6 protein-coding genes, 13 tRNA genes and 1 rRNA gene are annotated in these 11,905 nt (G+C 49.0%); 2 read left to right on the forward strand and 18 right to left on the reverse strand.

What is annotated here, in order from left to right; all coding sequences use genetic code 11:
• Nucleotides 1–341: 341 nt before the first annotated feature.
• From EDC32_RS15855 to EDC32_RS15920, 14 genes are all read right to left on the reverse strand, one after another.
• Entirely contained in the window at nucleotides 342–1,091 is a 750-nt protein-coding gene (locus EDC32_RS15855; RefSeq protein WP_132223910.1) for a hypothetical protein, read from the reverse strand.
• Between the two features lie 185 nt (nucleotides 1,092–1,276).
• Nucleotides 1,277–1,350, reverse strand: a tRNA-Arg gene (locus tag EDC32_RS15860).
• Nucleotides 1,351–1,370: 20 nt separating this feature from the next.
• A tRNA-Gly gene (locus EDC32_RS15865) sits at nucleotides 1,371–1,445 on the reverse strand.
• A 6-nt stretch (nucleotides 1,446–1,451) separates the two neighbouring features.
• Nucleotides 1,452–1,527, reverse strand: a tRNA-His gene (locus tag EDC32_RS15870).
• A 7-nt stretch (nucleotides 1,528–1,534) separates the two neighbouring features.
• A tRNA-Glu gene (locus EDC32_RS15875) sits at nucleotides 1,535–1,611 on the reverse strand.
• Nucleotides 1,612–1,616: 5 nt separating this feature from the next.
• Nucleotides 1,617–1,692: transfer RNA gene (locus EDC32_RS15880), tRNA-Thr, on the reverse strand.
• Nucleotides 1,693–1,696: 4 nt separating this feature from the next.
• Nucleotides 1,697–1,771: transfer RNA gene (locus tag EDC32_RS15885), tRNA-Asn, on the reverse strand.
• Nucleotides 1,772–1,776: 5 nt separating this feature from the next.
• Nucleotides 1,777–1,850 (reverse strand) — tRNA-Gly (locus tag EDC32_RS15890).
• Nucleotides 1,851–1,856: 6 nt separating this feature from the next.
• Nucleotides 1,857–1,942: transfer RNA gene (locus EDC32_RS15895), tRNA-Leu, on the reverse strand.
• Nucleotides 1,943–1,949: 7 nt separating this feature from the next.
• Nucleotides 1,950–2,025 (reverse strand) — tRNA-Lys (locus EDC32_RS15900).
• 4 nt (nucleotides 2,026–2,029) lie between these two features.
• Nucleotides 2,030–2,104, reverse strand: a tRNA-Gln gene (locus EDC32_RS15905).
• Between the two features lie 11 nt (nucleotides 2,105–2,115).
• Nucleotides 2,116–2,200: transfer RNA gene (locus EDC32_RS15910), tRNA-Tyr, on the reverse strand.
• Nucleotides 2,201–2,204: 4 nt separating this feature from the next.
• Nucleotides 2,205–2,280, reverse strand: a tRNA-Ala gene (locus tag EDC32_RS15915).
• Nucleotides 2,281–2,504: 224 nt separating this feature from the next.
• A complete protein-coding gene (locus EDC32_RS15920) occupies nucleotides 2,505–3,710 on the reverse strand; it encodes an MFS transporter (protein ID WP_132223913.1) in 1,206 nt (401 codons plus the stop codon).
• Nucleotides 3,711–4,011: 301 nt separating this feature from the next.
• Here EDC32_RS15920 and EDC32_RS15925 point away from each other — a divergent pair, with 301 nt between their 5' ends.
• The gene (locus EDC32_RS15925; RefSeq protein ID WP_132223916.1) at nucleotides 4,012–5,577 is read left to right on the forward strand and encodes a glycoside hydrolase family 10-like protein; all 1,566 of its coding nucleotides are present in this window, start codon (nucleotides 4,012–4,014) and stop codon (nucleotides 5,575–5,577) included.
• 64 nt (nucleotides 5,578–5,641) lie between these two features.
• Nucleotides 5,642–5,776 carry a hypothetical protein gene (locus tag EDC32_RS16790; protein ID WP_259435572.1) on the forward strand — a complete coding sequence of 45 codons (135 nt, stop codon included), beginning with the start codon at nucleotides 5,642–5,644 and terminating at the stop codon, nucleotides 5,774–5,776.
• 44 nt (nucleotides 5,777–5,820) lie between these two features.
• Here EDC32_RS16790 and EDC32_RS15930 read toward each other — a convergent pair whose 3' ends face one another.
• The 4 genes from EDC32_RS15930 to rrf all read right to left on the reverse strand — a co-directional run.
• Nucleotides 5,821–9,195: a phosphodiester glycosidase family protein gene (locus EDC32_RS15930; protein WP_132223919.1), complete on the reverse strand. Its 3,375-nt coding sequence runs from the start codon at nucleotides 9,193–9,195 to the stop codon at nucleotides 5,821–5,823.
• Nucleotides 9,196–9,344: 149 nt separating this feature from the next.
• On the reverse strand, nucleotides 9,345–11,483 hold the full coding sequence (locus EDC32_RS15935; RefSeq protein ID WP_132223922.1) for a type IA DNA topoisomerase: 2,139 nt from the start codon (nucleotides 11,481–11,483) through the stop codon (nucleotides 9,345–9,347).
• A gap of 225 nt (nucleotides 11,484–11,708) precedes the next feature.
• Nucleotides 11,709–11,785: transfer RNA gene (locus tag EDC32_RS15940), tRNA-Met, on the reverse strand.
• Between the two features lie 25 nt (nucleotides 11,786–11,810).
• A 5S ribosomal RNA gene (gene rrf, locus EDC32_RS15945) occupies nucleotides 11,811–11,905 on the reverse strand; the annotation flags it as partial.

Below are 11,905 nucleotides of genomic sequence, written 5' to 3' on the forward strand. Positions count from 1 at the left end.
TTAGGCATGCCGCCAGCGTTCATCCTGAGCCAGGATCAAACTCTCCGTTAAAGGTTTCACACCAACGTGTGAAACTGAGGTTTGAGTCTATGCTCGAAGTTGATACTCCGCCGAGCAAAGCTCGCGGAGTTGTGAAACACTAAACACTAAAGTGTTAAGTGTTTCATCGAATTGACAGGTCACGTTGTCACTCTTTAGTTTTCAAGGAACACTTTTTTCATTTTGCACCGCTTTCGCGGCGACAGTTATTATCCTATCACGCTGATCTCCATTAGTCAACACTTTTATTTATGAAAATAAGAAAGCTGTGTGCATGCACACAGCTTTCTCTCCACCATTTCTTAAGCCCGCTTAGCCAAGCGGCTCAATCCCAAACCTGCCAGCAACAAACCAATGCCAGCAATCATGTGAACAGGATAAGCGGTTGCTGTTTTTGGCATTTTACCCCCGTTGCCTGGATGTTGGTTACCAGGATTGTTACCAGGGTTTCCAGGTTTGCCTGGATTATCACCAGGTTGACCTGGGTTATCTCCAGGTTGGCCAGGATTGTCACCAGGGGTTCCGGGATTATCTCCAGGATTGCCTGGGTTACCTGGATTATTGCCCGGCTTGTCTTTTCCGCAGTCTCCAAATTGCAAGTTTGTCACCAACGTTTTGCCCAATTTGGTACCTTCAGCCCGCAATTCCAATTTAGCAGTGTATTTTTTGGATTTCTCGGCATTAGGTACCTTGATGGAAAACCGCTTATTGTCTGTGGCATTGGCAATCTTCCCTGATGACACCAGCTTTCCTTCGGACAGGGAGCTGTCTGTAGCCGGCATCTCATAAATATGGTAGACCACATCATAATTTGTTCCTTTTGGCACATCACCGAGCTGATCCATAAACGGATTAACTTTTGCATCCATATACAAAGAGGTGCAATCATTATCAAACCGCAGCACAGTCAAAAAATTGGCACTCTTCAGCGCTTCTGCTTTCATCTCAAGAGTGGTACCCTCTTGGGAAGCACTTGAAATTCCTGGGAAAGAAAACGACAATGCAAACAACAACATACACATGATAATTGATTTTAAATAGTTTTTAATCATGTATGTATCCCTCCTTATGCTTAGACTTAATTCAACAGAAAATTAGTTATTCCTTCTACAAAAAACAAAAAAAGGGAAAATTTCAAAATCCACCATGCAACCCTCAAGTAACTAGTGCTTTCACGCACACTATGAACAGTTGTTAAAACAAAAAACAGCAGACATCATGTCTGCTGTTTTTTCAGCGTGCCCTGGAAGATTCGAACTCCCGACCTTTTGATCCGTAGTCAAACGCTCTATCCAGCTGAGCTAAGGGCACATATATATGAATTGTTAAGTTGGAGCGGAAGACGGGATTCGAACCCGCGACCCTCGCCTTGGCAAGGCGATGCTCTACCCCTGAGCCACTTCCGCACGTTGTGGGGCGACCGATGGGAATCGAACCCATGAATGCCGGAGCCACAATCCGGTGCGTTAACCACTTCGCCACGGCCGCCAAGAAATGGTGACCCGTAGGGGATTCGAACCCCTGCATGCTAGCGTGAAAGGCTAGTGTGTTAAACCGCTTCACCAACGGGCCATGTCTGGAGCTTCCTACCAGGCTCGAACTGGTGACCTCTTCCTTACCATGGAAGCGCTCTACCGACTGAGCTAAGGAAGCATGCTGGCTCCTCAGGTAGGACTCGAACCTACAACCTACCGGTTAACAGCCGGTTGCTCTGCCATTGAGCTACTGAGGAACATCTGGAGCGGGTGAAGGGAATCGAACCCTCGCATTCGGCTTGGAAGGCCGATGTTCTACCACTGAACTACACCCGCAAAAATTGGTGCGGTCGGCGAGACTCGAACTCGCACGATCAGGGATCACTACCCCCTCAAGATAGCGTGTCTGCCAATTCCACCACGACCGCACAAATATGGTGAGCCATGAAGGACTCGAACCTTCGACACCCTGATTAAAAGTCAGGTGCTCTACCAACTGAGCTAATGGCTCCTATTGGCTGGGGAAGTAGGATTCGAACCTACGCATCACGGAGTCAAAGTCCGTTGCCTTACCACTTGGCTATTCCCCAGTGTAAAATGATGGTGGAGGGAGTAGGATTCGAACCTACGAAGGCAAAGCCAGCGGATTTACAGTCCGCCCCATTTGGCCACTTTGGTATCCCTCCGTATTGGTGGAGCTAAGCGGATTCGAACCGCTGACCCCCTGCTTGCAAGGCAGGTGCTCTCCCAGCTGAGCTATAGCCCCATATTTGAAAAAAGCCATTCACAAGATATAACTTTAACATGACTTAATCAAAAACGCAATACCTTTATCGCCATTTTCCATTAATTTTTTACATAAAAATCACTTCCCTTCATCATATGGGAAGAGACAAACGCACGTGACTGCTTCGCATGCGTTTTTTCAAAATACCGTGCTGTTGTGCCCTGCTCACTATGAGCATATCGACGCGTGTCCATCGTCCTCAATCACTGGGATGGCTGGTGCGCATGAAGCATATCCTTGGCAAACAGATGATAACAGGCAAAGTGGACAATCGGTATCAACAGAATAGCGGACATGACCCACAACATTCCCTCCGCTCCTCCACGCTCAACCACAATAGCGCCAAACACTGGGCCAACCATTCGCCCCGCCGTCGCCGCAAAACTAACCATCCCCTGATAGCGCCCAGACTGGCGCGGAGGCGCCAGTTCCGCTGCCGCCGTCGGTACTGCTGCCCAAATCAAGATTTCACCCAAGGTCATCAGTGTCATCCACACAATCATCCACGCAAAAGGCAGATGAAATTGACTCAGCCCTAACAGCGCGAGCATAAACAGAATGACACCAGCTATCAATTGGCTACGCAGAGAGACCAACCATCGCTTGGTCACATATGTAATCAGCGGTTGGGCGCATAAAATCACTAAACCATTCACCGTCCACAACAAACTGTATAATGCAGTTGGGTAATCCAACGTGAGCATGAAAGTGGAAATGTTGGATTGCCACTGCACATAAGCCATCCAACAAAGCAAGTAGCCCACACATAAAACCAATAACGAAATCCATCGCCGCTTTCCGCTCCCAACCGCCAATCCGGCGGATGAAATTTCCTTTAAAGCTTTTGAATCTCGATCAGGGTAAGGAAACCGCTTCAACACGATCCACAAAAAAGCCAAATACAAAAGACCATTGGCCAAAAAGACATACATAAACGAAATTTGTGCAAGCATTCCGCCAATCGCCGCTCCGAGAGCCACACCTAAATTACTACTCACGTACAATAAGTTAAACGCCTTTCTCCCCCCTTCTGGCCACGCATCTCCCACCAAAGCATACATAATCGGAAAAACCACATTGATACAAACTCCACTTAGAGAAAGGATAAAAGCGAAGATCCCAATCGATTCGATCCGCGGTAGGATGAATACAAACACAGCCGTGCCGACCGCTCCGATGGGAATGATACGCCTCGCCCCATAGCGGTCATAAAGCATCCCACCCAACAAGCTACCAACCATACCTGCTCCTTGGTAAGCCATCAGCACCAACCCGGCGATCCGCATGGATCCCCCAATTGTTGCGTGGTATAAATTGTTATCAACGGCCATAGAAAAGACATGCCTGTCAAATAAACAAACATGCCAAAGCCAAGCACCCACACTTTGCGAGGATAACGCATTTCCCATTTTCTAGGCAAGAACATACAAACTCGGCCTTCTTTCTTTATTATTCCAAATTAGATTATACTAATAAAACAATGAATAACCAGACAAATTACCTTGGCGATTAAAATATTTTTAGGATAGCCAACAGGCCGGACATGCGATTTTAAAAAAGGTACCTCCTCCACTTTTCCAACTCATCGCAACCACTTTTAAAACCTCTGCTCGATCAGATCGCCCGGGTTCCTGCTTTCAAATACCCACAGGCTAGGGTATAATTTAACAAACAAAGAACATTATGAATTTTTAGAGGAGTGAATCAAGGATGCGTGGAGAGTTGATTTCGTGCCTGTTGGCCCTGCTTCTCCTTCTTTTTTCCGTCCCCTTGCAAGGGCGGGCACAAGAAAATTCGGATCCTTCGTTAAGCGCTTCCATTGAAGAAAAGCGGCAATTGCGTGCCGCATGGATCTCCACAGTACTAAACATTGATTGGCCTTCCAAAACCGGGCTCAGTAAGGATCAGCAACAAGCCGAGTTCATCACGCTATTGGACCGCCTACAGGCGATGGGCATCAATGCCGTCATTGTTCAAGTAAGGCCAACCGCCGACGCATTTTATCCGTCCACGCTTAACCCTTGGTCCAAGTATTTGACGGGAACTCAAGGCGTATCACCCGATTATGATCCCTTGGCGTTTATGGTACAAGCCGCCCACAAACGCAACATGGAATTCCATGCTTGGTTCAACCCCTATCGCGTCAGCATGGATACCCAATTGAACGCCTTGGTGCCAAACCATCCCGCACGGCAAAACCCCGATTGGGTGGTCAGCTACGGCGGCAAGCTGTGGTATGATCCGGGGATTCCCCAAGTACGGTCGCATATCGTGGACACCATCAAAGAAGTGGTGCGCAACTATGACATCGACGCCGTCCATTTTGACGATTACTTTTACCCTTATCCTGATGGCACTGACTTTCCCGATGAGCAAACTTACTTGACTTACGGCAAAGCCTCCTTTCCCAACAAAGCGGATTGGCGGCGGGACAATGTCAACCGCTTGGTTAAAGAAGTAAATGCGCAGATCAAACAGCTCAAGCCCCATGTGAAGTTTGGCATCAGCCCATTTGGCATCTGGCGGAACAAATCGACAGACCCCAGCGGATCAGACACCTCCGGTTTTCAGGCTTACGATTCTCTGTACGCCGATGCTCGCACATGGATCCGCCAAGGCTGGATCGATTACATCGCTCCCCAAATATACTGGAACATCGGTTTTCCAGCCGCCGCTTATGAAAAGCTCGTTCCCTGGTGGGCCAATGAAGTGAAAGGTAGAGCAACGCATTTGTATATCGGTCATGCCGTGTACAAAGCAGGGAGCGGCGCGGACTGGGACAAGCCCGAAGAAATTCCTAACCAACTGCAATTAAATCGGCAATACCCGGAAGTAAAAGGCAGCATCTTTTTCAGCACCAAAGATCTGTTGAAAAACCCATTGGGCTTGGCCGACCGCTTGCGCACAGATCTCTACCGCTATCCCTCTCTCATTCCGGTCATGCCTTGGCTAGGTGGACAGACACCTGCCGCGCCTTCGCTCCTCTCCGCCACGCGCCGATATGGTGGCGTCACCCTACAGTTCACCAATCGTGCCAGTGAGGCAAGTTATTTTGTCATTTACCGCTTTGATGAGGGGGAATCCATCACCATAAACCAGCCCCGCAACATCGTCGGTATCATCCGCAAAACGGTTTCAAACACACAACAAATCTTCTTTGACGACACGGCACAACCGACAAAGCCCTACACCTATGTCGTAACGGCAGTCAGCCGGCTCCATCAGGAAAGTGGAGCTAGCAACCCGATTCAGCTACCCTCGACGACAGCAAGATGATGGTTTCCACCATCAACCAGTTCGGAAGTGAAAAAAATGAATGACATAGAGGAGGATGGATGACATGCCCAGATGGCTGCTCTTTTTCTTGCGGGCGATGACTGTCAATCGGGATGCGCAATTTTACAAAGATCTGCATACACTGGAAACCATCAAGAAAAAAAAGAGAAAACGAAATCATTTGCGGCGGGTGAAATAACCCGCCTTTTCAATTTAGAAGCGTACCTTTTTTGCCATTTCCGTTCATTTACCACCGCTGTTGGCCCGAGTGCCAACCAATACAAACCGCTTGCTGATACCTCCACTCTGAACTACTAAAACTACCTTCCCTGGCCGTTTGAAACGAAGCAAATGGGTGACAGGATCAAACACGGCGATGCTGGAACCCTTCGCTTGATCCAAACGCGTGACGGTCAAACCATTCTCTCCTCGATACCGCACAGTCGCCGGATAGGAGAGCGGAAAGCTCCAACCACCTGTTTGCAAACCTGACACTTTCACCTCAGCCGTTTCATTCACAGAAAACTCCGTCCGCTCCAACGCGATATCCTCAAGGATCGGTCGCACATCAGCCACCAGCCACGGTCGCTTGTCAACGTTCCCTTTTTTCTCCCCGTTAATGCTGAATACACCATACCCGTAAAATCCACCCCGATCCGGAGAACCATACACTCGCTTACCGACGGGTCCCACCACCGCATAGGCAACCCCGTCACGTTGCGTCCAGTGATGGACATGCGCATGTGCCGCAATCATGATGACCGGCTTGCCACTTCGTTCGGAAAAGTCGGTCAGCTTCTTCTGCAACAATCCCGCCTCCCTTGCATCGGATATTTGTGATGTCTTGGACGGGTTGGGATCGTTGAGAGGATGATGCGCCAAAAAAACGAGTTGCCGCACTTTTCGATCTCGCTTTCCTTGTTCCAGCCAAGCATCCAACTGGCGCCACTGAGCATCATCGCTCACCCGCCAACCACCCAGCGCAGTATTGCTCAAAATAAAGCGCACGCCTTTGTGGTCAAAATGATGCAACGCTGCCTTCGAGCCAAAAACCTGTACAAAAAGATCCAGATTGCCCGTGCCATACGTTTCGTGATTGCCAGGTATCACATAATACGGTTTATCCAGGTTTTGCTCGATCAATGTCTTGACAAAGGTAACATTTTCAAGGGAAGCATCATCCACCAAATCCCCGTTAAAGATGACAAAATCAACGTCCTCACGCGAAAGATCTCGCAACACCTGCACCGTGTGTTTTACCTCTTTGCTGTCAGGATCCGCGCTTACTATATGCAAGTCGTTCAACACAGCGAACCGCCAACCGGATTGTGGCATGGTTTCTTGTTGCAATACCATGGGATGCGGTTGCACCGGTTCATCAGGAAGATGCAAGGGTGCAGACACATACACGATCACGTCGTCCAACAAGATGTCCCCTTTGTCCTGCTTTTTGGCATCCGGTTCAACCAAATAAATCTGATTTAATTGAATCGGATATTGCACCCCTGCTGGCACATCTGTTTCTACATATCTCCAGCCATGCCAATTTACCTCCGCCGCCAAATCCAATGTATGGTATACTCCCGCTGCATCCTTGATCCGCGTTCGTAGCCAATGCCCGTTGCCTCCATCTCCACGCACATGGACACCGATTTTTTTCACTTCCCCCGGTAGTGGCATCAGCCCCGTTGGCGGCAAGGCGTACACAGCCCGCGTCTTGGTGGACTTGGTAAAATCATAAGTCAATTTTAGCGCTTTGCTTTTTCGCTCTGCGTCATCCACATACTGCAACTCACCCGTTGTTTCAGCAGGCGCTTTGGCAAAAGTCCATGGTCTCGAGGCATCTTCAAATGTTTCTATGCGTTGTTGTTCCCAACCGATGGAAACTCCGGCAACCGCCTGCAAATTGCCAACCCGAGCCGTAATGCGCGTCACCCCTTGCTCCACTTGCGGCACTACCGTCAAACTGCCGTCGGCATTGGCTTTCACATCGATGATTTGTCGGTCATAGCTCAATTGGACATCCTCTGGCTCCACATAAGTCTGATAGCCAGACGCATCTTTTCCTGTCACCAAAAAAGTTGCTGTTTTTCCTTTTTCTAAACCCATCAACCGGGGTTCAATTGCCAGGGAGACCGGTTTACCCAATACATGCACTTCTGCCGTCGACTCCACCCCCCTGCTCCGTACGGAAATTCGACCTTTGCCAGGATGTGCAGCCCGTAGCACTGCCCCGTCAAAACGGCCGAGCGCAGATGGCAAAGCCCTCCAATGCATCCGAATCTGATCCGTTTGAAGAGGAGCATAAGCAGTATCATACGCCATGGCATGAAATTTGCGGGTTAATCCAGAAAATACACGCAAAGACCCCGATTCAATCTTAAATCCACCCAACTGGCCCGTTCGTTTGTCGTTCCATACGCCTATTCCGTTAGGAACAGGGCGTTCGTGTCCATCGGAAGGTGTATTGACAACTTTCAATCCAGTCTGTCCCTGCATGCGCGCAACCAGAGTGGAGGAGCCTCCGCCATCCAAGTTTAAGGCCGTCCAAGCCCCTTTTTCTTTCATCCATTGGGCCAATTCCAACAACGTCATCCCTCTGCTACGAGACGATCTTCCATCAATGGTTGCCAATATCATCTTCTTGCCGTCTTTGGTAAAGCCGACTGCAGTGCGGGGATGGACTGCGCCATGATCCTTAGTCACCACCTTCCCCTGGTCCACCAGTAATGCACCGCCTCCGATCGCAAAAGCCAGTTTCCTAAAGTCCGGTCTGGTCTCAACACGAACTTCAACCGCGCTCCCCACCGGTAACGCTTTGAGAAACGCCGCACTGGCCCCTTTGCCACTCAATATGAATTGGCCTTCATGCAATGCTTCATTGTGCACCTCGCCGGCATAAGTCATTTTCACTTTCCCGTCTTCCACCAACACTTCAAAAAAATCGGGGCTGACCAGATGCGTACGCTTCGCCGTACCCCAGTCCGGGGTGTACATCGCCAAATGATCAGCCGGCAACTGGGGAGCATTAATAACATGCAACGTCGTCGTCTCCCCATTGGCCATCACTTTGCCCTGCAATACGAGGGGGCTGATTTGACCGATCCGGTCTTGTGAGACGCTCGCTGCCAAGCGGTCCTCGCCACTTTTTCGCAATTCCCCCGACCGAACTTCCGCCCCCAATGCCGCTTGCGTATTGCCAATATCAAAAAAATCCCCGTTCACTCCTGCAATCGCGCCCGTTGCTTTCATTTGCTGGCTGAGCGGCATACTTTGCGCCACATGGGGAGGCGTCAACAAATTCGTTTTCACACTAGGTTCGGCCAAGTCCACCGTCAGCGATGCCCCTTCCAGCCAACCATTGGTGTCAAACCTAGTAAACTGCATCAGGGAAATTCCTTGCGCAATCTGCTCTTCTTCCGTTTCCTCATGAATCAATTGGGGCAATTCCGGCTCACTTTGCTGAGACGGTTCCGGCGGTTTTGCCGTTAAGACTTCAGCCGAATCGTGAATGGCAGGCGGCTGTGCGGCAAGGGGTTCAGCCGCTCCCGTCCAAACAGGACTAATCACCAACACCAGCAGGCACAGCACCATAAAGCGCTTTTTAAACGCGTTCATCAGGCACCTCCGTTACATTGCGGTTCAAGCATAATCAAACAAGCCCCCATAATGATTATAATATTTAGACAACTCATTTTCTCGCTTTCTCTGCACAAAAAACGGTTGCATCCGACATGCAACCGTACATTTCAATCTAACGGAAAGCACTAAGCCTTCTCTCTTTTGGCTGTACCTTCGGGGAAAGTGAAGGCGATACTACCGTTCTCCAATCGCAACCGGGCGTCAAACCGTTTGCCTTTCTTTGAGACAAAGCCCTTGAGTATGCCTGATTCTTTTCCACTTAACAGTTTTTTCACAACCGCCGAACTCAGCTTTTTTCCCAACAACGTTTTGGGAAGGGTGAATTTGCATCCAGTTTGATAACCCTGACAACCATAAAACTTTTTCCGGTCAACCACCGCTTGCCCGCATAACGGACATGACCCCACGGACTCCTGCGCAGACCTCTTCCGTCCACTTGTTTTCGTTTTTTCCTGGATCGCCGCAGCTACTTCCCATCCTTCAGCGCGTTTGATTGCATCAGCAACCAAATGTTTAGCCAACTCTTTTGATTTTTCGATGAATGGAGCAGCCGCTTTTTCCCCACGGCCAATCGCATGCAAATACTGTTCCCACTTTGCAGTCAAATCCGCTTTCCCCAAAATCGTGTCCGCAACGGCCGCAACCAAGGCTTTTCCTTTCTCTGTAGTGGACACCACATTTTTCTGCACTTTGATATACTTGCGATCTTTGAGAGTTTGGATAATGCCAGAGCGAGTTGCTTCCGTTCCCAATCCAAGCCCTTTCATCGACGATAGCTGCTCATCCTCGATGTGTTTTCCAGCCGTTTTCATCAATGTAATCAATTGGCCTTCAGTATAAGGCTTAGGTGGTTGTGTCATTCCTTCTTTTAACGCCACTTCCGGCTCGACTATCTGACCCTCCCGCAAAGTAGGAAGCGGTTGATTCCCCTCATCTCCCTGCTCTTGCTCATGTTGAAATACCGCTTTCCATCCGATCTTCACCACTTTTTTGCCGACCGTTTTGAAGGCATGCTTGTTAATCATGGTCAATACTGTCGTCTGCAAAAATTCATGATCAGGATAATGGACGGCAATCAAACTCCGCGCCAACTCATCATAAATTTTCCGCTCATCTGGTGTCAACTTGGTGAGGGTGGGAACTTGCTCCGTCGGTATAATCGCATGATGATCTGACACCTTTTTCGGATCGACCACTCGCTTGTTTCGGCTGACGTCTCGCAAGTCGTCCGCGATATTGTAATGGGAGGTGAGCAAACGTAAGATCTTCGGAAATGCCTTGGCCTCGGCAGCAGTCACATGCTGGCTATCTGTTCGGGGATAAGAAACATACCCTTTTTCATACAAGGATTGGACCAATTGCAACACTTTGGACGGCGCCAACTTATACATGCGGTTCATTTTAGCTTGAAGGGTGCTTAAGCTATGCAACAAAGGCGGGCTTATTTTTTTCAGCTTGGTTTCGATTTTTCCCACTACGCCAGGCTTGTCCCTCATTTGTTCCAGCAAACGCTCTGCCTGTTTTTTATCAAAAAAACGCACTTCTAATTTTCCTTTGTACTTCTCTCCATCCGCATCAAAAACGGCGACAATCTCCCAAAAAGGCTCCTGCTTGAAGCGCTCTATCTCCTCTTCACGCCGGCGGATCAGGCATAATAAGGGAGTTTGCACCCTGCCCGTTGAAAAAACCTCTCTGATTCCTTTTTGTTGCATCAATAATGTATACACCCGACTCGTATTGATGCCCACCAACCAATCGCTGTATGATCGAGCCAACGCTTCTTCAAAATAAGGCTTTGTTTCGCTGTCAGAACGGAGCCGGCCAAATGCCTCTTTAATTGCTTGCTCCGTCAACGAACTACACCACCAGCGTTTGATTTTTTTTCGGGAAGCCCCAGCCATTTGGATGATGATCCGGGCGATATATTCGCCTTCACGGGCTGGGTCCGTTGCGATGATAATTGTGTCTGCTTGGTTCAACACGTCTTTCACCAATTTGAAGTGCCCCGCCTTTTGTTTGATCACTTGGTGCTTGAATTGGTCGGGAATGATGGGAAGGGTGTCTAATCGCCATTTTTTCCAGGCTGGGTCATACTTTTCCGGCTCAGCTAATTCGCAAAGATGCCCAATCGCCCACACAATTATCGCTCCACGCGGAAATTCAGGACATGGTGCAATGGTTATTCGTGTCTTTTCCTTTTTATGCGCAAACGGAGAAGCCAATTTCCGCGCTTGATCCGGTTTTTCTGCTAGAATCGCATCCATGTTTCATATCCTTTCCGTTCCGGTTTCGAACACTATTCACTATACCACAGGAAAAAAACTGGAGTGTACAAAACCGTTCAGGAGTGTGCACCATAGATTTGTCAACACATTGAATCCAAACCGATTTTTCGTCTGTGTTTTGTATCCGATTTAGATTTTCCTATCTTCATCCTATAAAATATAAAAAAGACACCTTTCATCAATGAAAGGTGTCTTTTTTGCTTTTGGTTGCGGGGACAGGATTTGAACCTGCGACCTTCGGGTTATGAGCCCGACGAGCTACCAGACTGCTCCACCCCGCGCCGTTCCCATCAAAAGATGGGATATGCCTGGCAACGACCTACTCTCCCAGGGCTTAAGCCCAAGTACCATCGGCGCTGGAGGGCTTAACTTCCGTGTTCGGTATGGGAACGGGTGGATCC

The organism is Laceyella sacchari, from assembly GCF_004343255.1.
GTDB lineage: Bacteria > Bacillota > Bacilli > Thermoactinomycetales > Thermoactinomycetaceae > Laceyella > Laceyella sacchari.

Excerpts from the sequence above, each read along its gene's own strand:
- EDC32_RS15925 (WP_132223916.1), top strand. The coding sequence starts at position 4,012 with ATGCGTGGAGAGTTGATTTCGTGCCTGTTGGCCCTGCTTCTCCTTCTT.
- EDC32_RS15935 (WP_132223922.1), bottom strand. The coding sequence starts at position 11,483 with ATGGATGCGATTCTAGCAGAAAAACCGGATCAAGCGCGGAAATTGGCT.
- EDC32_RS15920 (WP_132223913.1), bottom strand. The coding sequence starts at position 3,710 with ATGGGAAATGCGTTATCCTCGCAAAGTGTGGGTGCTTGGCTTTGGCAT.
- EDC32_RS15855 (WP_132223910.1), bottom strand. The coding sequence starts at position 1,091 with ATGATTAAAAACTATTTAAAATCAATTATCATGTGTATGTTGTTGTTT.
- EDC32_RS16790 (WP_259435572.1), top strand. The coding sequence starts at position 5,642 with ATGCCCAGATGGCTGCTCTTTTTCTTGCGGGCGATGACTGTCAATCGG.
- EDC32_RS15930 (WP_132223919.1), bottom strand. The coding sequence starts at position 9,195 with ATGAACGCGTTTAAAAAGCGCTTTATGGTGCTGTGCCTGCTGGTGTTG.